This window comes from Streptomyces sp. PKA51, from assembly GCF_057552455.1.
Window position 1 is genome coordinate 376436 of sequence record NZ_BAAJPZ010000002.1, and the last position, 23167, is coordinate 399602.

The 23167-nt window shown below is 73.7% G+C and carries 22 protein-coding genes; 8 read left to right on the top strand and 14 right to left on the bottom strand.

The window, feature by feature from the left end; genetic code table 11:
* Nucleotides 1-26: 26 nt before the first annotated feature.
* From AC27L3_RS04065 to AC27L3_RS04115, 11 genes are all read right to left on the bottom strand, one after another.
* Nucleotides 27-1166, bottom strand: coding sequence for a polyprenyl synthetase family protein (locus AC27L3_RS04065; protein WP_487232609.1), 1140 nt, complete (start codon nucleotides 1164-1166; stop codon nucleotides 27-29).
* On the bottom strand, nucleotides 1163-2611 hold the full coding sequence (gene hpnE / locus AC27L3_RS04070) for a hydroxysqualene dehydroxylase HpnE (protein WP_487232610.1): 1449 nt from the start codon (nucleotides 2609-2611) through the stop codon (nucleotides 1163-1165). The genes AC27L3_RS04065 and hpnE overlap by 4 nt, the downstream gene beginning before the upstream one ends.
* Nucleotides 2612-2693: 82 nt before the next feature.
* The gene (gene hpnD, locus AC27L3_RS04075) at nucleotides 2694-3644 is read right to left on the bottom strand and encodes a presqualene diphosphate synthase HpnD (RefSeq protein WP_487232611.1); all 951 of its coding nucleotides are present in this window, start codon (nucleotides 3642-3644) and stop codon (nucleotides 2694-2696) included.
* Nucleotides 3641-4570, bottom strand: a complete 930-nt coding sequence (gene hpnC, locus AC27L3_RS04080; protein WP_487232612.1) for a squalene synthase HpnC — start codon at nucleotides 4568-4570, stop codon at nucleotides 3641-3643. Before hpnC ends, hpnD begins: the two co-directional genes overlap by 4 nt.
* 348 nt (nucleotides 4571-4918) lie before the next feature.
* Nucleotides 4919-5707: an ABC transporter ATP-binding protein gene (locus AC27L3_RS04085; protein ID WP_487232613.1), complete on the bottom strand. Its 789-nt coding sequence runs from the start codon at nucleotides 5705-5707 to the stop codon at nucleotides 4919-4921.
* Entirely contained in the window at nucleotides 5700-6635 is a 936-nt protein-coding gene (locus AC27L3_RS04090; RefSeq protein ID WP_487232614.1) for an ABC transporter permease, read from the bottom strand. The genes AC27L3_RS04085 and AC27L3_RS04090 overlap by 8 nt, the downstream gene beginning before the upstream one ends.
* Nucleotides 6636-6726: 91 nt before the next feature.
* A complete protein-coding gene (locus AC27L3_RS04095) occupies nucleotides 6727-7629 on the bottom strand; it encodes a glycosyltransferase family 2 protein (protein ID WP_487232615.1) in 903 nt (300 codons plus the stop codon).
* An 11-nt stretch (nucleotides 7630-7640) separates the two neighbouring features.
* Nucleotides 7641-8420, bottom strand: a complete 780-nt coding sequence (locus AC27L3_RS04100) for a CDP-alcohol phosphatidyltransferase family protein (protein WP_487232616.1) — start codon at nucleotides 8418-8420, stop codon at nucleotides 7641-7643.
* The gene (locus AC27L3_RS04105) at nucleotides 8398-9459 is read right to left on the bottom strand and encodes an iron-containing alcohol dehydrogenase family protein (protein WP_487232617.1); all 1062 of its coding nucleotides are present in this window, start codon (nucleotides 9457-9459) and stop codon (nucleotides 8398-8400) included. The genes AC27L3_RS04100 and AC27L3_RS04105 overlap by 23 nt, the downstream gene beginning before the upstream one ends.
* The gene (locus AC27L3_RS04110) at nucleotides 9447-10184 is read right to left on the bottom strand and encodes a phosphocholine cytidylyltransferase family protein (protein WP_487232618.1); all 738 of its coding nucleotides are present in this window, start codon (nucleotides 10182-10184) and stop codon (nucleotides 9447-9449) included. The genes AC27L3_RS04105 and AC27L3_RS04110 overlap by 13 nt, the downstream gene beginning before the upstream one ends.
* Complete coding sequence (locus AC27L3_RS04115) at nucleotides 10181-12055, bottom strand: DUF5941 domain-containing protein (RefSeq protein ID WP_487232805.1); 1875 nt, start codon at nucleotides 12053-12055, stop codon at nucleotides 10181-10183. The genes AC27L3_RS04110 and AC27L3_RS04115 overlap by 4 nt, the downstream gene beginning before the upstream one ends.
* A 274-nt stretch (nucleotides 12056-12329) precedes the next feature.
* Here AC27L3_RS04115 and galE point away from each other — a divergent pair, with 274 nt between their 5' ends.
* The 3 genes from galE (at nucleotide 12330) to idi (ending at nucleotide 15156) form a co-directional block, all read left to right on the top strand.
* On the top strand, nucleotides 12330-13316 hold the full coding sequence (gene galE / locus AC27L3_RS04120; RefSeq protein WP_487232619.1) for a UDP-glucose 4-epimerase GalE: 987 nt from the start codon (nucleotides 12330-12332) through the stop codon (nucleotides 13314-13316).
* Between the two features lie 145 nt (nucleotides 13317-13461).
* Complete coding sequence (locus AC27L3_RS04125) at nucleotides 13462-14409, top strand: cation diffusion facilitator family transporter (RefSeq protein WP_487232620.1); 948 nt, start codon at nucleotides 13462-13464, stop codon at nucleotides 14407-14409.
* Nucleotides 14410-14544: 135 nt separating this feature from the next.
* Complete coding sequence (idi, locus tag AC27L3_RS04130) at nucleotides 14545-15156, top strand: isopentenyl-diphosphate Delta-isomerase (protein ID WP_487232621.1); 612 nt, start codon at nucleotides 14545-14547, stop codon at nucleotides 15154-15156.
* Here idi and AC27L3_RS04135 read toward each other — a convergent pair.
* Nucleotides 15131-15646, bottom strand: a complete 516-nt coding sequence (locus tag AC27L3_RS04135; RefSeq protein WP_487232806.1) for an ATP-binding protein — start codon at nucleotides 15644-15646, stop codon at nucleotides 15131-15133. The genes idi and AC27L3_RS04135 overlap by 26 nt on opposite strands.
* A gap of 205 nt (nucleotides 15647-15851) precedes the next feature.
* On the opposite strand from AC27L3_RS04135, the gene AC27L3_RS04140 reads away from it, so the two are divergent.
* The 3 genes from AC27L3_RS04140 (at nucleotide 15852) to AC27L3_RS04150 (ending at nucleotide 20044) form a co-directional block, all read left to right on the top strand.
* Nucleotides 15852-16604, top strand: a complete 753-nt coding sequence (locus AC27L3_RS04140) for an enoyl-CoA hydratase/isomerase family protein (RefSeq protein WP_487232622.1) — start codon at nucleotides 15852-15854, stop codon at nucleotides 16602-16604.
* A gap of 88 nt (nucleotides 16605-16692) precedes the next feature.
* A complete protein-coding gene (locus AC27L3_RS04145) occupies nucleotides 16693-17547 on the top strand; it encodes an SCO6745 family protein (RefSeq protein ID WP_487232623.1) in 855 nt (284 codons plus the stop codon).
* Between the two features lie 115 nt (nucleotides 17548-17662).
* Nucleotides 17663-20044 (top strand): Tex family protein, encoded by a 2382-nt coding sequence (locus AC27L3_RS04150; RefSeq protein WP_487232624.1) that lies wholly within the window; start codon nucleotides 17663-17665, stop codon nucleotides 20042-20044.
* Between the two features lie 58 nt (nucleotides 20045-20102).
* Here the strand turns inward: AC27L3_RS04150 and ssgD are convergent, their stop codons facing one another.
* The gene (ssgD, locus tag AC27L3_RS04155) at nucleotides 20103-20516 is read right to left on the bottom strand and encodes a spore wall synthesis regulator SsgD (RefSeq protein ID WP_487232625.1); all 414 of its coding nucleotides are present in this window, start codon (nucleotides 20514-20516) and stop codon (nucleotides 20103-20105) included.
* Between the two features lie 420 nt (nucleotides 20517-20936).
* Here ssgD and AC27L3_RS04160 point away from each other — a divergent pair, with 420 nt between their 5' ends.
* Nucleotides 20937-22058 (top strand): WD40/YVTN/BNR-like repeat-containing protein, encoded by a 1122-nt coding sequence (locus AC27L3_RS04160; protein WP_487232626.1) that lies wholly within the window; start codon nucleotides 20937-20939, stop codon nucleotides 22056-22058.
* 13 nt (nucleotides 22059-22071) lie between these two features.
* On the opposite strand, the gene AC27L3_RS04165 is transcribed toward AC27L3_RS04160, so the two are convergent.
* Complete coding sequence (locus AC27L3_RS04165; RefSeq protein ID WP_487232627.1) at nucleotides 22072-22371, bottom strand: YciI family protein; 300 nt, start codon at nucleotides 22369-22371, stop codon at nucleotides 22072-22074.
* A gap of 72 nt (nucleotides 22372-22443) precedes the next feature.
* Here AC27L3_RS04165 and nfi point away from each other — a divergent pair, with 72 nt between their 5' ends.
* The gene (nfi, locus tag AC27L3_RS04170) at nucleotides 22444-23154 is read left to right on the top strand and encodes a deoxyribonuclease V (RefSeq protein WP_487232628.1); all 711 of its coding nucleotides are present in this window, start codon (nucleotides 22444-22446) and stop codon (nucleotides 23152-23154) included.
* Nucleotides 23155-23167 lie beyond the last annotated feature (13 nt).

The window sequence follows — 23167 nt, forward strand, 5'->3', positions numbered from 1 at the left end:
GCGTCCAGGTATCAGGTGATGGGCGATCAACTCTTCCGTACGACGACGAAGTCGGCGAGGGCGGTCAGCTGGGCGCGGACCGCGGCGGGCATGTCGACTCCTTCGAGGGCCTCGACGGCGGTGGCGTGCTGGCGGCGGGCCTCCTGGGAGGTCCACTCCCGGCCGCCCGCCTCCTCGATCAACGCCGCCCGGCTGGCGAATTCTTCCTCGTCGAAGTCGGCCAGCTGGGCGTCGGTGAGCTTCGCGTCGGCGGCGAGGATGCCGGCGAGGTGCTGCGAGGCCGGGCCGCCGGCCGCGAGGGCGGCGACGACCGGGAGGGACTTCTTGCGCTGCCGCAGGTCGCTCCAGGTCTGCTTGCCGGTGGCCACCGGGTCGCCCCAGATGCCCAGCAGGTCGTCGACGGCCTGGAAGGCCAGGCCCAGGTGGTAGCCGTAGGCCTCCAGCCGGTCGGCGGTGGCCTCGTCGGCGCCGCCGAGGACGGCGCCGATGGACACGGCGCAGGCCAGCAGGGCGCCCGTCTTGTTGCCCTCCATCTCCAGGCACTCGGCGACGGTGACGCGCTCGCGGTGCTCGTAGGAGATGTCCTGGGCCTGGCCGTCGATGAGCTTGCGGGTGGCCGTGGTCAGGCGCCGGGTGGCGCGGCCGGCCTCGACGGTGCCGAGCTCGAGGAGCACCTCGTTGGCGAGGGCGAACAGGGCGTCGCCGACGAGGATGGCCTGGGCGGGCCCGTAGGCCTTCCAGACGGTGTCGCGGTGGCGGCGCTGCTCGTCGCCGTCCATCAGGTCGTCGTGCAGCAGCGAGAAGTTGTGCACCAGCTCGACGGCGACGGCGCCGGGGACGCCCACCTCGGCGGGGGCGCCGGCGGCCTCGGCCGACAACAGGGCGAGGGCGGGCCGGACGGCCTTGCCCTGGTCGCCGTCGATCGGCCGGCCGTCGGTGTCGATCCAGCCGAAGTGGTAGGCGGCGACGGTGTCCATGGGTGCGGCGAGCCGGGCCACGGCGGCACGCAGCACCGGCGTGGCAAGCGTCCGTCCGCGCTCCAGCAGGGCGCGTACGCCCGCGGTGTCGACAGCTGGGATCGCCGATGTCACGGTCTCTCCTCTGGTGGTCGTGCTCGTGCGCGGCCCGCCCGGCGGGACGCGCTCCTTGAGGGCTCGCTGGTTCATACCGCCGCCTCCTGCAGGGGGTCCTGCTGCGGCCGGCCGAGCTCGGAGAGTGCTGCGCGGGCGGCGCTCGCACCGCTGCGCACCGCGCCCTCCATGGTCGCGGGCCAGCCGGTGGCGGTCCACGCTCCGGCCAGGTAGAGGCCGGGCGCGTTCGTGGGGGCGTCCGGCCGCAGCCGGCCGACGCCCGGGGTGGGGGCGAACGTCGCCGTGCGCTCGCGGGTGACGAAGAAGTCCTTCACGACCGCGGTGCGGGCGGCGGGCAGCAGCCGCTCGAGCTCGGGCAGGTACCGCGCGCGCAGTTCGGCGACGGGCCGGTCGATGTCGTCCTGGGCGGCCGACTGGGAGACGGCGAGGTACTGGCCGCCGCCGGCCGCGGCCAGGCCGGAGGAGTCGGTGCGGTCGAAGACCCACTGCACGGGAGAGCCGAGGGCGGTGAAGAAGGGCTGCCGCAGCACCTTGCGGTCGTAGACGACGTGCAGGTTGAGAATGGGCGCGGTGCCGATCCGCAGCAGCCGGTCGGGCTCGTCCAGGGCGCCGGCGGGCAGCAGGGCGTGGGCCTCGCGCTGGGGCACGGCCAGCACCACGGTGTCCGCGGTGAGGCTCTCGCCGCGCTGCGGGCCCGATTCGGCGTCCACCTGCCAGGTGCCGTCGGGGAGGCGGGTGATGCGGGTGGCGCGGGTGCGCAGGGCGGTGCGCACGCCGGCCGCGTCGAGGGCGGCGCCGGCGCGGGTGTGGTGCAGCTCGCCGAGGGGGACGCGGGCCCAGCCGATGTCGGCGGCGCCGGGCTCGGACAGCAGCCCCGTCCCGAAGACCTTGGCGGCCAGGCCGAGGGAGGCCTGGTCGGCGGTGGCGTTGAGGGTGGCGATGCCCACCAGGTCCCACAGGGCCTCGACGGTGCGGGGCGACTGGCCGTGGCGGTGCAGCCAGGTGGCGAAGTCGGTGCCGTCGAGGGCGGGGTCGGCCGGGTCGAGGGTGCGCAGGGCGAGCGCGGCGCGGCCGACGGAGGCCCGCTCGGCGAGCGAGAGGTGGGGGTAGGTGGCGAGGCTGGCCGCCAGGTGCAGCGGCACGGGCAGGGCGGTGCGGCGCAGCCGGCCCAGGCGGGGCCGGCCCGAGGGGTGGCCGACGTCGAGGACGGGCACGTCGAGCCGGTCCTGCAGGGGGGCGAGGTGGGAGGCGCCCACGCGGTCGAGGAACCACCGGTAGGCGGTGCAGCAGCGCAGGTAGACGTGCTGGCCGTTGTCGATGCTCAGCTCGCCGCGGGTGAAGGAGAAGGCGAGCCCGCCCAGGCGGGGCCGGCCTTCGAGCAGGGTGACGCGGACGCCGGCGGCGGCGAGCCGGAGGGCAGCGGTGATGCCGGCGAGCCCGCCCCCGATCACTACCGCGGCCGCCCCGTCGGGGCGGCCTGCTGCGTCTGTACGGGGCCGGGTGGTGTCGTGTGCTGTCATGCGCGCTTCCCCTCGGCTGCTGTCAGGGACGCGAGGGCCGGGCGGAGGGTTGCACACCGCTCGCCATCGCGGGGGCGGGTCATCAAGCGCGCCCCCTGGCGGTCTGCCGGTGGACGCTGCGGGCGTCGTACCCGGACAGTCCGCGCACGGCGACGAAGGCCTTCTCCCGGCCGGGCAGCGAGACGCGGCCGCGCAGCACGGCACCGGGGTCCTCGGCGATGCGCTCCAGCAGCCGGCGGTAGATGCCGGCCATGGCGGCGACGCAGGCGCCGCTGCGCCGGTCGAGCATGGGCAGCAGCCGGGTGCCCTCCGCGAACAGCGCGCGGGCCCGGCGGACCTCGTACTGCACCAGGCCGGTGAAGTCGGCCCCGGCCGGGGGCCGGGGGGAGGCGAAGCCGGCGGAGCAGCCGAATTTGGCGAGGTCCTCGGCGGGCAGGTAGGTGCGGCCGCCCTCGGCGTCCTCGCGCAGGTCGCGCAGGATGTTGGTGAGCTGCAGGGCCAGGCCCAGGGTGTCGGCGTACTCGGGTGCGCGGGCGGCGTCCCGGGCGCCGGGGACGGTGCCGAAGACGCCGAGGGAGAGCCGGCCGATGGCCCCGGCCACGCAGCGGCAGTAGCCGGCGAGATCCTCCCAGGTCTCGTAGGTCTGGCCGCGCACGTCCATCTGGACGCCGTCGATGAGCTCGTCGAGCCCGCCGATGGGGATGGGGAAGCGGCGCACGGCGTGGGCGAGCGCGACGGCCACCGGGTCGGTGTCGTCCTCGTCGACCTCGCCTGCGCGGATGCGCTCCAGCGTGGTGCGGGCGTCCTCCAGGCGCAGCCGCTTGGCCTCGGCGTCCAGGGGGCCGTCCCCGATGTCGTCGACGCGCCGGGAGAAGGCGTACAGGGCGGACATGGCCCGCCTCTTCGCGGCCGGCAGCAGTCGGATGCCGTAGCTGAAGTTGCCCGCCTGCTGCCCGGTGACGGCCTCGCAGTAGCTGTACGCGGCGAGTACCGGCGGCGACGCGTGCGGTGTTGCGGTCACGATCCCGCTCACCCCTCTCTTCGCAGTGTCGCCCCCACCGCGCGCAGCATGCTGAGCCTGGTGGGCTTGGGCGGTCCGGGGAGAACGTCGTGCCCCGCGGCGGCGACCGCACGGAGTGCGGCCCTCCCCCCGCCCACGAACCCCGCGAGCAACAGCTTGAGCCTGCCGTGGACGCTACCCACCAGGGGGGTCCCTTCATTCAGCAGGCGCCCGGCGCGTTCGGCCTCGAACGCGACCAGGGCACGCACTGATGCGCTGGCCGTGGGCCGTGCGAGGTCGGGCACGGCGACGCGGAAGCGCCGCAGGTCCTCGGCGGGCAGGTAGACGCGGTCGCGCCGCAGGTCCTCGGCGACGTCCTGGATGTGTTCGACGATCTGCAGGGCGGTGCAGACCGCGTCCGAGCGGCGGATCCGCTCGGGGCTTGCGGTGCCGGTGATGCCCAGGACCAGGCGGCCGACGGGGTTGGCGGACAGCTCGCAGTAGGCGAGCAGGTCCGCGTAGGTCTCGTAGCGGCGCACCCGCTGGTCCTGACGGTTGGCCTCGATGAGGCCGAGAAAGGGCTCGGGGGTCAGGCCGCACCGGCGCACGGTCGGGCGCAGGCGCATCAGGAGGGGGTGGCGGGGGCCGGTGCCGCCGTGGTCGAAGACGCGACGCAGGTCGGCCTCGAAGGCATCCAGCAGGGCGGGGCGGTCGTCGGTCTGCTCACGGTCCAGGCCGAGCAGCTCGGCGTCGCGGCCGCCGGGGGCGAGGTCACCGTCGCCGATGTCGTCGACGAGGCGGGCGTAGCCGTAGACGGCCATGAGGTCCTGGCGCCAGGCGCGGGGCACGAAGAAGGGGGCCACGGGGAAGTTCTCGTGCGCGGCCTTGTCGAGCACGGCGCGCGCGTGCGCGTCCGTCCCGGCGGTCACTGCGGGCTGCCCGGACCGGGGACGGCGCATGCGCCTGTGACCTGGAGAGGCCCCGTAGCCAATGCCGCCATTGCCGTCACATCTCCCGTTCTACACTGCCGACCCAGAACATCCTATTTCGGACACGCCGCAGGGCGGGCCGCGCCCCCGGCCTCCCTCCGGGTCGCCCCCTGCGAAGCCGGCCGCGAAACGGCCGCAAAAGAGCAGGCTACAGCGTACGCCGTACAAACGTCCGACGCCCGCCGGGGTACGTGCTTGATCCATACAATGCCACGCGGCGCGCGAATCAACCCTGCCAATAAGCCAGTTGACCGTCACGGATGGGTCAAGGCCCCCGCCGGAGGACTCCGGCGGGGGCCTTGTACGTCACACCGGACGTCAGCGGGCCGTCTCCTTCTCGTAGGCCCGCACGACCTCGTCGGTCGGCCCGTCCATCAGCAGCTCCCCGCGCTCCAGCCACAGCACCCGGTCGCAGGTGTCCCGGATCGACTTGTTGTTGTGGCTGACGAGGAAGACCGTGCCGGCCTCCTTGCGCAGCTCCCGGATGCGCTCCTCGGAGCGCTTCTGGAAGGCCCGGTCGCCGGTGGCCAGCGCCTCGTCGATCATCAGCACGTCGTGGTCCTTGGCCGCGGCGATCGAAAAGCGCAGCCGCGCGGCCATGCCGGAGGAGTACGTGCGCATCGGGAGCGTGATGAAGTCGCCCTTCTCGTTGATCCCCGAGAAGTCGACGATGTCCTGATAGCGCTCCTTGATCTGCTCCCGGCTCATGCCCATCGCCAAGCCGCCGAGCATCACGTTCTTCTCGCCGGTCAGGTCGTTCATCAGGGCGGCGTTGACGCCCAGCAGGGAGGGCTGGCCGTCGGTGTAGACCTTGCCGCGCTCGGCGGGCAGCAGCCCGGCGATCGCCTTGAGCAGGGTCGACTTGCCGGAGCCGTTGGAGCCGATCAGGCCGATGGCCTGGCCCCGGTAGGCGGTGAAGCTCACGCCCTTGACGGCGTGCACCTCCCGCACGCCGGCGCTCGGCTGCCGGCGGATGATCCGGTTCAGGGCGGCCGTGGCGCTGCCCCGGCCGGTGTTGCCGCCGTAGACGCGGTAGACGATGTGGACGTCGTCCGCGATCACGGTGGGGACGCGCTCGGCGCCCTTGGGGGTGATCTGCTCAGCCACGGCCGTACTTCTCCTCAGCCTTCCAGAAGTAGACGAAGCCGCCGACGCCGATCAGCACGGCCCAGCCCACCGCCAGCGCCCACACGTGCGGCGGCAGGTGCTTCGCCCCGTAGTCGTCGATCAGCGCGTAGCGCATCAGGTCGATGTAGACGGCCGCCGGGTTGGCCCCGAGCAGGTCGATCACCCACTGGGACGCGTGGGTCCGCTTGAGGTTGTCGACCAGGCTGTACATCACGCCCGAGGCGTACATCCAGGTGCGCAGCAGGAACGGCAGCAGCTGGGCCAGGTCGGGGGTCTTGCTGCCCGCGCGGGCCAGGATCAGCGCCAGTCCGGTGTTGAAGAGGAACTGGAACGCCAGCACCGGGATGATCATCAGCCAGGCCATCGACGGCATGTGCCCGCAGGCGACCAGGACGAGGGCCAGCACGATCATCGAGTAGAGCAGCTGCTGGAGCTGCTGCAGCGCGAAGGAGATCGGCAGGGCCGCCCGGGGGAAGTGCAGGGCCCGCACCAGGCCCAGGTTGCCCGCGATCGCCCGGACGCCCGCCATGGCCGAGCTCTGGGTGAACGTGAAGACGAACACACCCGTCACCAGGAACGGGACGTAGGTGTTCGTCGGCATGTTCCGCTTCTGGTCCATCATCACGCCGAAGATGAAGTAGTACACGACGGCGTTCAGCAGGGGCGTGGCCACCTGCCAGACCTGGCCGAGCTTGGCCTGGCTGTACTGAGCGGTCAGCTTCGCCCGGGAGAAGGCGGAGATGAAGTGGCGCCGCTCCCACAGCTGCCGCGTGTACTCGGCCAGGGACGGCCGGGCGCCGCTCACCGCGAGGCCGTACTTGCGGGCCAGCTCGGCGGCGGACAGTCCGTCGTCGGGTGACGACGGCACAGTCAGGGCGACCGCACTGTCGTGCGTTGTCTCGCTCACAGTTGACACTTTCGTCCTCAAGGCGCGCCTTTGGGGCCGGACCCCGGGGCGCGCCCCATGCTCTTCGACACGACTCTCGGATACGAGCTTGTCAGATCACGGGCGGTCGACCCAGTCGGGTCAGGCGCCACACGGTACGCCACTTCATGGGGCGCCGCGGCCCGCACGGGGTCGTCCACCCCTCGCGGAAGCCGCCCAGCCACGCGCGCAGCGCGGGCAGGGAGGGCCGCCGGGCCAGGGTCAGCAGCAGCCAGACCCCCACGTACACGGGGACCAGGGGAGCGGGCAGGTTGCGGCGGGCCAGCCAGACGCGGTTGCGGGCCACCATGCGGTGGTAGACCGCGTGCCGGCTCGGGGCGGTCGTCGGGTGGTGCAGGACCATGTCGGACCGGTAGTCGATCATCCAGCCCGCGTCCAGGGCCCGCCAGGCCAGGTCGGTCTCCTCGTGGGCGTAGAAGAACTCGTCCGGCAGCCCGCCGACCTCGGCGAAGACCCGGGTGCGCACCGCGTTGGCGCCGCCCAGGAAGGTGGTCACCCGCGAGGAGCGCATCGGGTCCGCGGCGCGCAGGCGCGGCACGTGGCGGCGCTGGGTGACGCCGGTGTCCGGGTCGGCGATGCGGAAGCTGATGATGCCGAGCCTGGGGTCGGCGGCGAAGGCCGCGCGGCACAGCTCGGCCGTGTCCTGCCGGGGCAGCAGGCCGTCGTCGTCCAGGAAGAGCAGGATGTCGACGTCGCGGCCGGCCGGGCCGAAGGCCTCGATGCCGGCGTTGCGGCCAGCCGGGATGCCCACGTTCTCCGGCAGCTCGACGGTGCGGATCGCAAGGCCCGCCACGTTCAGCTCCGGCAGCGGGCAGCCGTTGCCGACCACCGCGACCTCGATCGCATCGCCGTTCTGCTTGGCGACCGACTCCAGCAGGGCCCGCAGGTCGTCGGGGCGGTTGCCCATGGTCAGCACGACCGCGCCGACCTTTGCGTGCCGTCGTGCGTCCCTCATCGCGCCCCCGCTCATCGCAGCCTGCTCGACGCCAGGATGGACACCAGGTGCAGCACCGTCTGCAGCAGGGCGATACCGGCCAGGACGGCGGTGCCCAGGCGGGTGAAGAACAGATCGCCCCTGACCGCGTCCAGGATCGCCAGGAGCAGGATCAGCAAGGACGCCTCGATGCCGAGGATCAGGCGGTGGAACTTCAGCGCCGCGGCGGCCTTGCGGGCCAGCGCCATGCCGGAGGACCGCGGCTCGGACGCGGCCTCCTTGACGGGCGGCAGACCGGCCTGGTGGCGGGCGACGCCGACGAGGTCGGTCTCGGCCTTGATCAGGACGGCGCCGAGCGCGGCGAGGGTGCCGAGGAAGGCCCACAGCCAGTCGATCCGGCCGCCGCCCCACAGGTCGGCGGCGCGCAGGCCGAGGCCCACCAGGACGGCGGCGTCGCACAGGTAGGCGCCGACCCGGTCCAGGTAGACGCCGGAGTTCGAGTACTGCTTCTTCCAGCGGGCGATCTCGCCGTCGACGCAGTCCAGCAGCAGATAGAGCTGCACCATGACCACGCCGAGCACGGCGCCGGCGATTCCCGGCACCAGCAGGGCCGGGGCCGCGAGCACGCCCGCGACGGTCATCAGGTAGGTGAGCTGGTTGGGCGTGACCCTGGTGTTCACCAGGTACCGGTCGCAGCGCAGCGAGATCTCCCGCATGTACAGGCGGCCTGCCCAGTGCTCACCACTGCGCCGGTCCTTCACACCCTCGGGGTGGACGACCGGGCGGAGTTCAGCGACTGACGGTTTGTGCATAGTCGGCGTACGCGTCCCTGATCTGGTCGGTGGAGAGGTCGAGGTGCTCCAGGATGGTGTACCTCCCGGGGCGGGTCCGCGGCGCGTAGTCGACGACCTCGACGAACTCCTCGTCGGTGAAGCCGATCTCGCCCGGCAGCACGGGCAGGCCGTGCCGGCGCAGGACCTCGACCATGAGCGCGGCCTCCTCGTGGGCGCCGCGCAGGTGCATGGCGAAGGCGGCCCCCAGGCCGCACTGCTCGCCGTGGGGGGCGGACCGCTTGGGGTGCAGCAGGTCGAAGGCGTGGTTGATCTCGTGGCAGGCGCCGGAGGCCGGGCGGCTGTCGCCGGCGACCGACATCGAGATGCCGGTGAGCACCAGGCCCTCGGCCAGCACCTGCAGGAAGCCGTCGTCGCCGACGCCGCCGGGGTGGCGCAGCACGGCCTCGCCGGCCTGGCGGGCCATGGCGGCGGCCAGGCCGTCGATGTCCTCGCCGGTCTCGCGGTGGGCGAGCTCCCAGTCGGCGACGGCGGAGATGTTGGAGATCGCGTCCCCGATGCCGGAGCGCACGTAGCGCACCGGGGCCCGGCGGATGACGTCGAGGTCGATGACGACGGCGATCGGGTTGGGCACGCCGTAGGATCCGCGGCCCGCGTCGTTGTCGAGGGTGGCGACCGGCGAGCACAGCCCGTCGTGGGAGAGGTTGGTGGCGACCGCCACGAGCGGCAGGCCGATGCGGGCCGCGGCGTACTTGGCGCAGTCGATGATCTTGCCGCCGCCGAGGCCCACGACGGCGTCGTAGTGCCCCTTCTTCATGCGGTCGCCGAGCCTGATGGCGTCGTCGAGGGTGCCGCCGCCCACCTCGTACCAGGAGGCGCCGGGCAGCGCCGGGGCCAGCCGCTCGCGCAGCTGGGCGCCGGAGCCCCCGCTGATGGCGATCGCCAGCTTGCCGGAGCTGGAGATGCGCTGGTCGTGCAGGAGACCGGCGAGGTTCTCCAGCGCTCCGGGGCGGATGTCGACGACGACCGGCGAGGGGATGAGCCTCGTCAGTACTGGCACGCGATCTCCCGGCCCTTGGCGAGGTCGTCGTGGTTGTCGATCTCGACCCAGCGCACGTCGCCGATGGGGGCCACGTCCACCTGGAAGCCGCGGTCGACGAGCTCCTGGTAGCCGTCCTCGTAGTACAGGTCGGGGTCGCGCTCGAAGGTGGTCTTGAGCGCGTCGGCCAGCTCGGCCGCGGCGTCGGCCTCGATGAGGGTGACGCCGATGTACTCGCCGGTGGCGTCGCCGGGCTCCATCAGCTTGGTGATCTTCCGGACGCCCTTGGCGGCGTCCACGACGACCTTCATCTCCTCGTCGGCGAGGTTCTTCACCGTGTCGAGGGCGAGGATGATCTTCTTGCCGTCGCCGCGGGCGGCCAGCAGCGTCTTCTCGACGGAGACCGGGTGGACGGTGTCGCCGTTGGCGAGGATCACACCGCGGGTCAGGACGTCACGCGCGCACCACAGGGAGTAGGCGTTGTTCCACTCCTCGGCCTTGTCGTTGTCGATCAGCGTCAGCTTCAGCCCGTAGGTGGCCTCCAGGGCCTCCTTGCGGGCGTAGACGGCCTCCTTGCGGTAGCCGACGACGATGGCGACCTCGGTCAGACCGACCTCCGCGAAGTTGCCCAGGGTCAGGTCGAGCACGGTGGTGTCACCGTCGACCGGCACCAGCGCCTTGGGCAGGGTGTCGGTGTAGGGACGCAGGCGCCGTCCGGCGCCGGCGGCCAGCACGAGGCCGATCATGCGGGTTCTCCTGTTTCGTCGTGGACTGCGGGCGCCCCGGCGGACACCCAGAACCGGATGCTCTCGCAGAGCACCAGGAGCGCGATGCCGGCCGCCAGGGCCGTCAGCGCCACGGTGAAGCCCTGGCCGTGCCAGAGGGCGGCGGCGATGGTCACCGCCACAGCGCGTCCCTCGTGCCCGCCGGTGGCGCGCACGAGCCACGGCGGGGGGGCACCGGTGCCACCGCGGATGCGGTAGACCGTGTCGTAGTGATGGTAGGCGACCGCGGCGACCAGCCCGAACGCCGCGGGCAGCGCCCCGGGGGCGTCGGAGCGGGCCGCGAGACCGAGGACGAGCCCGTACTCGGCGGCCCGCAGGATCGGCGGGACCAGCCAGTCCAGCGGGCCCTTCAGGGAGCGGTGGACGGCCATGGCCGAGACCACGGCGTACAGCACGGCCTCGTCGACCGCCCGCCAGCTGCCGGCGGTGCCCAGCAGCAGCGGGCCTACCAGGAGGACGACCGCGGCCAGCACGGCCAGCGCCGGCGCGGCGTACGCCTTGCCCGGCGCCTTGCGGACCGGCAGCAGCGTGAGCAGGAGCGAGTCGGTCAGCTCCCCCAGTGCCCGCGCCGCGCGGTCGGTGCGGCGCGCCTTGCGCGTCAGGGAGCGCAGGACGCGGCCCGCGGTCGTGTAGCAGGCGGCGAACGCACAGCCGATGAGCAGCACGACGAAGACGGTGCGGGGGGTGGTGAGCGCGGTGAGCACCGCTATCAGGGCCCAGCGCTCCCCGATGGGCAGCACGATCATGCGGCGGACCCAGACCGTCCAGCCGACGCTGTCGAGCCGGTCGGACAGGGCGGCGGTCGGGCTGGTGTTCGCCGTCGCGTCGTGGTTGGCCTCGTTGAAGGCGAAGTCGACGACGTGCCGGCAGGTCTGCAGCACCATCGCGCCCAGGGCCAGTGCCCAGACGTCGTCGCCGCCGCGGGCGGCGCCGAGCGCGAGGCCCGCGTAGTACGCGTACTCCTTGGCGCGGTCGAAGGTGGCGTCCAGCCAGGCGCCGAGCGTGGAGTACTGCAGCGAGTAGCGGGCCAGCTGGCCGTCGGTGCAGTCGAGCACGAAGGAGGCGATCAGCAGGACGCCGGCGGCGACGAAGCCGGCGCGCGTGCCGGTGGCCGCGCAGCCGGCGGCGATCAGCGCCGTCAGCAGGGAGGCGGTCGTCACCTGGTTGGGGGTCAGGCCGCGGCGGGCGCACCAGCGCGCGATGTAGCGCGAGTACGGGCTGATGAAGAAGGTGGTGAAGAAGCCGTCGCGGGACTTCACGGCGCTGCGCAGCCGCACGGCCTCGTCGTCGACGGCCGCGGTGGCCGCACGGGCCTTGGCCCGGGCCTCGTCGTCCGCGGGCACCTCGGCGACGAGCACGCCGAGCTCCGGGCGGTGCACGGCGACGTCGGCGGCTTCCAGCCGGGCGGCGAGGAGCTCGGGAAGGCACTCCCCGGCCCCGCCCGCCGGCGGGTGCGAACGCTCCGGCGCGTCGTGCGCGGCTACCCCGGGCCCGCCGGGCCCGGCCGCAGGGGCGCCGGGCGCCGGCCGGTCCGCCGCGACCGTCTCGGCGGCACGTGCCAGTGCGGTCCGGGCCTCCGGCAGGACCGCGAGCGCACCCGGCACGGCGCCCACGGGGAAGCGGGGGTCGGTCAGGGCGAGGCGCAGGGCGTGGACGTGGCCGGTGAAGCGGGGGTCGACCACGGCGACGCGGTCGGCGGCCGGGACGGCGGCGAGCTCCGCGGCGGTGGCGGCGGCTCCGGCCGCCGTGCGCACGTCGAAGCCCAGCGACCGCAGGTCGTCCTCGACGGAGGACCCGGCGGGCGGCGTACCGGTGAGGATGGCGGTCGGCAGACGAACTCACTCCTTGCAGCTGACGTGGCCACCCCGACAGGCCGCGGGCGTCGCGGCGCGGTGGCCGGGGGTGCGGCGCGCGGGGCCCCGGCTGCGGGGCGGCGTACGGCACGTCGGCAGAGGCTATCGGATCAACGGAAGCCGCCGTTCACCGCACGTGCACCCAGCGGTCCCGTCGCTGACAGGACGCCCGCCGGGCGCCGGCGGTTCCCACGGACGGAGGATCCCCGGGAGGAAACGTTTCCCGCCGGTCGGCTGGATTAGGGTGCGGCATATGACGTGGCTGATCACAGGCGGAGCGGGATACATCGGGGCGCACGTGGCCCGGGCGATGACGGAGGCCGGGGAGCGGGTGGCGGTCCTGGACGACCTGTCCACGGGCACGGCCGCCCGGCTGCCCGGGACCGTGCCCCTGGTGCGCGGCTCGGTCCTGGACCGGGAGCTGCTCGACCGCACGTTCGCGGAGCTGGGCATCACCGGTGTGGTGCACCTCGCGGCGAAGAAGCAGGTCGGGGAGTCGGTCGAGAAGCCGCTGCTGTACTACCGGCAGAACCTGCACGGGCTGACCGTGCTGCTGGAGGCGGTCGTGGCGGCGGGGATCCGCAGCTTCGTGTTCTCCTCCTCCGCCGCCGTCTACGGCGCGCCGGACACCGACCTGGTCACCGAGGCCACGCCCTGCCTGCCGATCAACCCGTACGGCGAGACCAAGCTGGCCGGCGAGTGGCTGGTGCGGGCGACGGGGGCCGCGCACGGGATCTCCACCGCCTGCCTGCGCTACTTCAACGTGGCGGGCGCGGCGCGGCCGGAACTGGCCGACACCGGCATCTTCAACATCATCCCGATGATGTTCGACCGGATCACCCGCGGGGAGCGGCCCCGGATCTTCGGGGACGACTACGACACGCCCGACGGCACCTGCGTGCGGGACTACATCCACATCGAGGACCTGGCGACCGCCCACCTGGCCGCGGCCCGCCACCTGCAGCAGCGCTCCGGGGCGGGCGACCTGACGCTGAACGTGGGCACGGGCCGGGGCGTGTCGGTGCGGGAGATGGCGGACGTGATCGCGGACGTCACCGGCAGCACCGCCCTGGCGCCGCTCACCGAGCCGCGCCGACCGGGTGATCCGGCGCGTGTCGTGGCGTCGAACGAGCTGATCGCCAAGGAGCTCGGCTGGAGCGCCCGGCACGACCTTCGCAGCATGGTCGTCTCCGCCTGGGAGGGCTGGTGCCTGCACCACCCCGAGGCGCATCGCCGCTGATCACCCGCTTGCGGCATCGCCGCAGGTCAGAGGCAATGACAACGGTGTTCAATGCCGCGTTGCCAATACCCCCCACCCGTAGTTCACTGGGCTCGGCCGGCGACCGCCGGCCGCGTCGCGGGACGGCCACGGAAGGCGGGTTTTCATGGGAGCGGGGCACGATCACGGTCACTCGCACGGGGGACCCCCGCCCGGGGCGAGCGGCACCGCTGCCGCCGCCTACAAGGGGCGGCTGCGCATGGCGCTGGGCATCACCCTGACCGTGCTGCTGACCTACGCCGTCGGCAGTGCGCTCACCGGCTCGCTGGCGCTGTTCGCCGAGGCCGGACACATGGCGACCGACGCCATCGGCGTGTCCATGGCGCTGCTGGCCATCCACTTCGCCGGCCGGCCGCCCTCGCCCCGGCGCACCTACGGCTACGCCCGGGCCGAGATCCTCGCGGCGCTGCTGAACTGCCTGCTGCTGCTGGGCGTGGGCGGCTTCATCCTCTACGAGGCGGTCCAGCGGCTGACCAGCCCGACCGAGGTGCCGGGCGGGCAGACGGTGGTCTTCGGCCTGGTCGGCATCGTGGCCAACGGGATCTCGCTGGCCCTGCTGATGCGCGGGCAGAAGGAGAGCCTCAACGTCCGCGGGGCGTTCCTGGAGGTCCTCTCGGACGCGCTCGGCTCGCTGGCCGTGGTGATCTCCGCGCTGGTGATCATGGCCACCGGGTGGACGCAGGCGGACCCCATCGCCTCGCTGCTGATCGGCCTGATGATCGTGCCGCGCACGGTGAAGCTGCTGCGCGAGGCGCTGGACGTGCTGCTGGAGGCCGCGCCCAAGGACGTGGACATGGAGGAGGTCCGGGCGCACATCATGGCGCTGCCGGGCGTGGAGGACCTGCACGACCTGCATGTGTGGACCATCACCTCGGGCATGCCGGTGCTCTCGGCGCACGTGGTGGTCGACCCGGCCGCACTGGACTCGGCCGGCCACGAGAAGATGCTGCACGACCTGCAGGGCTGCCTGGGCGAGCACTTCGCGGTGGAGCACTGCACCTTCCAGCTGGAGCCCAGCGGCCACGCCGAGCACGAGGCGAGGCTGTGCCACTGAGCGCCCGGCGCCCGCACCCGGCCCGCGCCGGGGCCCGCAGGGTGGCGAGGGGTGCCGGTCAGGACTCATCCGGCCGTGCCGTGGGCATCTCGTACGGCAGACTGGAGGGTCGACGACCGGAAACGAGGATGGTCAATGCCGATCACATCAGCCACGGGACGCTCCGCCGACTCGGCGCAGCCTCCCGCCGCCGACGACACCGCTGAACCCATCATGCTGGAGCTGGTCGACGAGAACGGCAGAACGGTCGGTACGGCCGAGAAGCTCTCCGCCCACGTCGCACCCGGCCGGCTGCACCGCGCCTTCTCGGTGTTCCTCTTCGACGACGAGGGCCGGCTGCTGCTGCAGCGCCGCGCGCTGGAGAAGTACCACTCCCCCGGCGTCTGGTCGAACACCTGCTGCGGCCATCCCTACCCCGGCGAGCTGCCCTTCGTGGCCGCCGCCCGGCGCACCGGCGAGGAGCTGGGGCTCGCGCCGGAGCTGATGCGCGAGGCGGGGACGGTGCGCTACAACCACCCGGACCCGGCGTCGGGCCTGGTGGAGCAGGAGTACAACCACCTGTTCGTGGGCCGGGTGGGCCAGCGGCCGCAGCCGGATCCGGCGGAGATCGCGGAGACGGCCTTCGTGACCCCGGCGGAGCTCGACGAGCTGCGCGCACGCCATCCGTTCTCCGCGTGGTTCATGACGGTGCTCGACGCCGCCCGGCCGGCGATCCGCGAGGTCACCGGGGCCGGCGCCGGCTGGTAGCCGGCGGGCGCAGCGGCAGGGCGGCCCAGACCACCTTGCCGCCGCCCGGCGTGTGCTCGACGTCGCACAGGCCGCCCGCCTCCTCGACGGTCGCCTGCACCAGCAGCAGGCCGCGCCCTCCGGTGCGCGGCTCGTCGTCGGGGCAGGCGGCGACCGGCCGCGGCCGGTAGGGGTGGCTGTCCTCGACGGCCACCCGGATCCACTCCGGCCCCAGGGAGACCTCGACGGCCACCTCGGGGGTCAGCAGCGCCGCGTGCTGCACGGCGTTGGTGACCAGCTCGGAGACGATCAGCAGCAGCCCGTACAGCAGGTCCTCGCGCAGGGGGACGCCCCGGCCCCGGAGCAGGTCGCGCACCGCGCGTCTGGTGCGGGGGACCGAGCTGTCGAGCGCGGGGGCGAGGTATCGCCAGGTGCGGTCGTACTCGGCCGGTTTCCGGGGCGGGGGCGCCTGCCCCGCCGGCTCGGACGGGACGCTCCCGAGGCTCTCCATGTCCGATACCAACCCCTCGCCCTGGCTCGACAGCACAGCCATGAGTGTGGGAACCCCCGGGTGACCTGCGGCGAGCTGCTCGGAAGTGACCGTCTTTTCGGCGGCTTTTGACCGGGTGGTTATGCCGGAGTCACGCCACCGACTGTTCCTGGCGACCCCGTTCGGCGTTCCCTGCCCGGTTCCGGCCCCGATTACCATCCGGCGCATGGAGCCCGCACTGCACCTGGACATCGACGGTCCCACAGCCACCATTCGCATCGCGCACCCCGCCAAGCGGAACGCCATGACCACCGCCATGTGGCGCGACCTGCCGCGGCTCCTGCAGCGGTGCGCCGCGGACACGGCCGTACGGGTGCTGGTGCTGACCGGCGAGGGCGCGACCTTCTGCGCCGGGGCGGACATCTCCTCGCTCGCGGCCGACGGAGGCTTGCTCTCCCGGGACCTGGCGGTCGCCGCCGAGGAGGCCCTCGCGGCCTTCCCCAAGCCGACGATCGCCGCGGTGCGCGGCCACTGCGTGGGCGGTGGCTGCCAGCTCGCCGCCGCCTGCGACCTGCGGTTCGCCGCCGAGGACGCCTCGTTCGGCGTCACCCCGGCCCGGCTGGGCCTGGTCTACCCGGCCTCCTCCACCCGCCGCCTGGTGGAGCTCGTCGGCCCGGCCACCGCCAAGTACCTGCTGTTCTCGGCCGAACTGATCGACGCCGAACGGGCGCTGCGCTGCGGCCTGGCCGACGAGGTGTGGCCGGCGCAGCAGCTGGACGAGCAGGTGGCGCGGTTCGCGCGCGTGCTGGCGACGCGCTCGCAGCTGACGCAGGCGGCGGCCAAGGAGTTCGCGGCGGGCCCGGTGGAGGCCGGGCGCATCGCGCACTGGGCGCGGCAGGAACGTGGCAGCGGTGAGCCCGCGGAGGGCGTGACCGCCTTCCTCGACCGCCGTGCACCGCGCTTCACCTGGACGGTCTGACGGGGCATCGGGCCCGTGCGTTCGATGTGATCTTCATTGCGCTCTTTGCCCTTCCAGCTGTACCAACCAGTAGGTACAGTCACGGGACATGACATCTCTTCCGGACGGCGCCGTGCGCCGCTGCGCGATGCTGGTCAACCCCTTCCACTCGGCGCACTACTTCGCCCCCGAGACCCGGCAGGAGCTCACCGCACTCGGTCTGAAGGACCAGGGCGTCTACTTCGCCGGCCGCTCCGCCGCCTTCGGCCGGGTCGGCGCCGGTGTGGTGACGGCGGCGTTCCACAACTTCAAGCCGGAGCTGGTGGCCCGGTACGTGCCCGCGGTGTGGGAGATCGCCTCCCCGCAGGACGTCCTGGACGCGCGCCTGCGGGCCGTCGACGCCCTGCTGCGCCGGCTGCTGGGCGAGGACGCCCTGGCCTCCGCGGAGCTGGCCGAGGCCGCCGGCCTCGCGCTGCGCGCGACCGAGGGCTGCCGGCCGGAGGGCCGCGCGCTGTACGCGGCCCTGGCCGAGCTGCCCGTGCCGACCGAGCCGCACCTGGCGTACTGGCACGCCACCACGCTGCTGCGCGAGCACCGCGGCGACGGCCACATCGCCGTCCTCCTCGCAGCCGGCATCGACCCCGTCGAGGCGCTGGTCGCCCACGCCGCCACCGGCAAGGGCATGTCCGAGAAGTGGAACCGCGACCTGCGCGGCTGGAGCGCGCAGGAGCTGGAGGCCGGCCGCCAGCGGCTGCGCGAGCGCGGCCTGATGGACGAGGGCGGCGCGCTGACGGAGGCCGGCGCCGCGCTGCGCGAGGAGCTGGAGCAGCGGACCGACGAGCTGGACCGCGGCCCCTACGAGCACCTGGGCGCGGCGGGCACCGCGCGCCTGACCGAGCTGACCCACCGCTTCACCACCGCCGTCGTCGAGGCCGGGGCCTTCCCGGCGGACCTGCGCGGCTGACCCGGCACCCCCGGCCCGGCGCGGCGACGCCGCGCCACCGCGCACCACGGCACCTGCCACAATGCAGATCACGACATCGGGGCACCGCCCGTAGGACACCCGGAGAAAGCAGAGCGTGATCGTGACGACGCCGACGTCCATCGAAGGCAGGATCGCCGAGGAGCTCGGCGTACGGGAAGCGCAGGTGCGAGCCGCCGTCGACCTGCTCGACGGCGGCTCCACCGTGCCGTTCGTCGCCCGCTACCGCAAGGAGGCGACCGGGGCGCTCGACGACGCGCAGCTGCGCACCCTCGAAGAGCGCCTGCGCTACCTGCGGGAGCTGGAGGAGCGGCGCACGGCCGTCCTGGACTCCGTCCGCTCCCAGGGCAAGCTGGACGCGGAGCTGGAGGCGCGCATCCGCGCCGCCGACTCCAAGGCCCGGCTGGAGGACATCTACCTGCCCTTCAAGCCCAAGCGGCGCACCAAGGCGCAGATCGCCCGGGAAGCGAGCCTGGAGCCGCTCGCCGAGGGGCTGCTGGCCGACCCCGGCGTGGAGCCGGCGGCCGCGGCCGCCGCCTTCGTCTCGGCCGACAAGGGCGTCGCGGACACCGCGGCCGCCCTGGAGGGGGCCCGGGCGATCCTCACCGAGCGCTTCGCGGAGGACGCGGACCTCATCGGCGAGCTGCGCGAGCGGATGTGGGAACGCGGCCGGCTGGCGGCGAAGGTCCGCGACGGCAAGGAGGAGGCGGGCGCGAAGTTCGCCGACTACTTCGACTTCGCCGAGCCCTTCACCGCCCTGCCCTCGCACCGGGTGCTGGCCATGCTGCGCGGCGAGAAGGAGGAGGTCCTCGACCTCACCCTGGAGCCGGAGCCCGCCGACGAGCGCACCGAGGGCCCGGGGCCGTACGAGCAGATGATCGCCCGCCGCTTCGGCATCGCCGACCGGGGCCGGCCCGCCGACAAGTGGCTCGGCGACACGGTGCGCTGGGCCTGGCGCACGCGCGTCCTCGTCCACCTCGGCATCGACCTGCGGCTGCGGCTGCGGCAGGCCGCCGAGGACGAGGCCGTGCGCGTCTTCGCCGCCAACCTGCGCGACCTGCTGCTGGCCGCCCCCGCCGGCACGCGCGCCACGATGGGCCTGGACCCGGGCTTCCGCACGGGCGTGAAGGTCGCCGTCGTCGACGCCACCGGCAAGGTCGCCGCGACCGAGACGATCTACCCGCACGTGCCGCAGAACAAGTGGGACGCCTCGCTGGCCACCCTCGCCCGCCTGGCGCGCGAGCACGGCGTGGAGCTCGTCGCCATCGGCAACGGCACGGCCTCGCGGGAGACGGACCGGCTCGCCGCGGACCTGATCGCCCGTCATCCGGAGCTGAAGCTGACGAAGGTGATGGTCTCCGAGGCCGGCGCCTCGGTGTACTCCGCCTCCGCCTTCGCCTCCCAGGAACTGCCCGGCCTCGACGTCTCCCTGCGCGGCGCCGTCTCCATCGCCCGCCGGCTGCAGGACCCGCTCGCCGAACTGGTCAAGATCGACCCCAAGTCCATCGGTGTCGGGCAGTACCAGCACGACCTGTCCGAGGTGAAGCTGTCCCGCTCGCTGGACGCGGTCGTCGAGGACTGCGTCAACGGCGTCGGCGTCGACGTCAACACCGCCTCGGCGCCGCTGCTCTCCCGGGTCTCGGGCATCGGCTCCGGCCTCGCCGAGAACATCGTCGCCCACCGGGACGCCAACGGCCCCTTCCGCTCCCGCAGGGCGCTCAAGGACGTGCCCCGGCTCGGCCCCAAGGCGTACGAGCTGTGCGCGGGCTTCCTGCGCATCCGCGGGGGCGACGACCCCCTGGACGCCTCCAGCGTCCACCCCGAGGCGTACCCGGTGGTGCGCAAGATGGTGAAGGCCACCGGCGGTGACGTCACCTCCCTCGTCGGCAACACGGCGGTGCTGCGCTCGCTGCGGCCCGACGACTTCGTCGACGACACCTTCGGCCTGCCGACGGTCTCCGACATCCTGCGCGAGCTGGAGAAGCCGGGCCGCGACCCGCGGCCGGCCTTCCGCACGGCCACGTTCAAGGAGGGCGTCGAGAAGATCGGCGACCTGACGGCGGGCATGGTGCTCGAAGGCGTCGTGACGAACGTGGCCGCGTTCGGGGCGTTCGTCGACATCGGCGTCCACCAGGACGGGCTCGTGCACGTCTCGGCGATGTCCAAGACGTTCGTGAAGGACCCGCGGGACGTCGTCAAGCCCGGCGACATCGTGCGGGTGAAGGTGCTGGACGTCGACATTCCGCGCAAGCGCATCTCCCTGACCCTCCGGCTGGACGACGAGGCGACGCGCGAGCGGGGCGAGCGCGGCGAGCGGCCCGACCGCCGGGAGCGCGGTGAGCGCGGCGAGCGTGCGGAGCGCGGTGAGCGCTCCGAGCGGCGGGCGCCGCGGCAGCGCCGGCCCGAGCCGAAGAGCGCCGCGAAGCCGCCGGCGAGCGGCGCCATGGCGGACGCCCTGCGCCGCGCCGGCCTGCTGTAGCAACGCCTCCCCGGGGCCACGGCCCCGGGGACCCTCTCGCGCACCCGGCCTGCTGCGGTCAGGCCTCCCGCAGCAGATCGGCGAGGTCGCCCTCCACGTCCAGGTGGCCGGCCTCGCCGCCCGCCGGCACCTGGGCGTAGGTGTGGGCGAGGAAGGAGCGCAGCTCCGGGGTGTCTATCTGGACCATGGCCACGCCCTCCGGCGCGTGGAACTCCAGCACCGTGCGGTGCGGGCCGCACGGCCACACCCGTACGTCACCGCCGCCCGCCGACCTCAGCAGGCCGCGGGCCAGCAGGTCGCGGGCGAAGGTCCACTGGACCTCGGCGCCGTCGAGGGAGGCCGCCGGCGGGAAGGCGACGCGCACCGCGAAGGGGTCGGAACGCTCGTAGCACAGCCGCGCGGGAACCGTCCGGGACGGCGGGGCCGATGCGATGATCCGTGCCTGGACAGCCTGTTCGATGACAGTGGACAACGCCAGCTCCCTTGCGTGGTTTCCCTGGTGGTGCGCTTCCCGTGCCGCTGGGATTTCTGGGGCTTCCCTCTTCCCCGCATGGTGAGACGAGTGAACGATCGTGGTCGTGCACCGGATTCCTCCGTGAGTTGCGTCACGGACCTTGAGAGGCAAGACATTTACCTGTCAGTTCCGTCAATCGCCACGGAGTGGTAGGTCCATGAGCATTTCCCGGCCACTGCCGGGAGCGGGGCGTCGGGGGCATCTCGGTCATGTCCGCCACGTCAGGGGCCGGGACAGGCCCCGCGGATCGCCCGAGCTGCCACCGGCTCATGGCCGAAAGGATGAAAGTCCGGTGGCCGCGGCGGCCCCCGACGGCGCCCCGGAGAGACTTTCGCATGGCCTGCCGGGCTCGTCCGTCCTCCGTTAGCCTCCCCGCCCATGAGACGGATGGGGAAGTCCATACGAGCCGTACGCGCGGCCGCGGCCACAATCCTGGGAGCGGCGCTCCTCCTCGCGGGGAACACGCCGGCGGGCGCGGCCACCGCACCCGCCGCCACGCCTGCCGCCCCGGACGCCGCCGACCCGGCCTGGCAGGAGCGGCCCACCGGCAGCGACGCCCGCTTCCGCGGCCTCGCGGCGGTGAGCCGCAGCACCGCGTGGCTGGCCGGCAGCAAGGGCACGGTCCTGCTCACCCGGGACGGCGGCCGCACCTGGCGCAACGTTTCGCCGCCCGGTGCCGGGGCGCTGGAGTTCCGTGATGTGACGGCCTTCGACGCGCGGCACGCGGTGGTCCTGGCGATCGGCGAGGGCGAGGCGTCGCGCATTTTGCGCACGGACGACGCCGGCGCGACCTGGAAGGAGTCCTTCCGTAACCCCGACCCCCGGGCCTTCTACGACTGCCTGACCTTCTTCGACCACCGCCACGGCATCGCGCTCGGCGACCCGGTGGACGGCAGGTTCCGCGTCCTGGCCACGCGGGACGGCGGCCGCAGCTGGCGGGCGCAGCCGGCGCAGGGCATGCCCGCCGCGCTGCCCGGCGAGGCGGCCTTCGCCGCCAGTGGCCAGTGCGTGGTGAGCTCGGGCCCGCGCGACGCCTGGATCGCCACCGGCGGCGGAGCCGCTTCCCGGGTGCTGCACTCCGCGGACCGGGGCCGTACCTGGCGGGCCACCGAGGCGCCGCTGCCGGCGGGCGACGCGGCCCGCGGCGTCTTCGCCCTGGCCTTCCGCGACCGCACCCACGGGCTGGCCGTCGGCGGGGACTACCGCCCGGGGCAGCCCTCGCCGCGCGCGGCCGCCGTCACCGGCGACCGCGGGGCGAGCTGGACGAGCGCGCAGCGGCCCCCGGCCGGCTACCGCTCGGGGGTGGCCTGGCTGCCCGGCAGCCGCACCGCCGCCGTGGCCGTCGGCCCGGCCGGCAGCGATGTCACCACGGACGGCGGGCGCACCTGGCGCGGCTTCGACACCGGCTCGTACGACACCGTCGACTGCGTCCCGGGCGGCTGCTGGGCGGCCGGCGAGAAGGGGCGGGCCGCCCTCCTCGTACCGCGCCGGGGGCGGTGAGCCGCGGCGGGCTTCAGGAGGGCAGTTCCTGGCGGTAGACCTCCAGCGCCGGCGCGGTCTTGGTCGGAATGAACTCGGTGATGGTGTACTCGCACACGCCCGCCACCGTGAAGGGGTCGCTGCGCGTGATCTCCTCGATCTTGGCGCGGTCGTCGCCCAGCGCCAGGATGATGCCGCCGTCGCGGGGCACCTTGCGGCCGGAGGCGATGAACACCCCGGAGGCGTAGTGCGCCTCCAACCAGGCGACGTGCTCGGGCAGGGCGGCGTCGATGCGCTCGATGGGCGCGATGTAGGTCAGTTCAAGTACGAACATGATCGACAGGCTACGCCCCGGCTCCGCCCCGCCCGACACCGCGCCACGCCCGTCCCGTAGCGTGGACGGATCATGAGCAACGCACCGGCGAACACCCCGTACCCGCTGCCCGAGGACTGGCCCTCGACGGAGGCCGAGGCGACCGCCGTCCAGAACGAGCTGCGCGGGCGGGTGGTCCTGGACGAGCCGGGACCGCCGCCCGGCGCCCCGCTGGTGGTCGCCGGCGTGGACGTGGCCTACGACGACGAACGCGACCTGGTCGCGGCCGCCGCCGTCCTGCTGGACGCCCGCACCCTCCAGGTCCTGGAGGAGGCGACGGCCGTCGGCCGCGTCTCCTTCCCGTACGTGCCGGGCCTGCTGGCGTTCCGTGAGGTGCCCACCGTCCTCGAAGCCCTCGGGCGGCTGAGCGCCGAGCCCGACCTCGTGGTCTGCGACGGCTACGGCATCGCCCATCCCCGCCGCTTCGGGCTGGCCAGCCACCTGGGCGTGCTGACGGGCCTGCCCACCATCGGCGTGGCGAAGAACCCGTTCGTCTTCCGCCACGAGCCGCCCGGCCCGCGCCGCGGGGACGTCGCGCCCCTGCTGGACGGCATGGACGAGGTGGGCCGGGCGCTGCGCACGCAGGCGGACGTCAAGCCCGTCTTCGTCTCCGTCGGCCACCGGGTGACGCTGGATCGCGCGTGCGAGCACACGCTGCGGCTGGCGCCCCGTTACCGCCTGCCGGAGACCACGCGCGCGGCGGACGGCCTGTGCCGGGCGGCCCTGCGCCGCGCGGCCGGCTGAGACCCCGAACGGC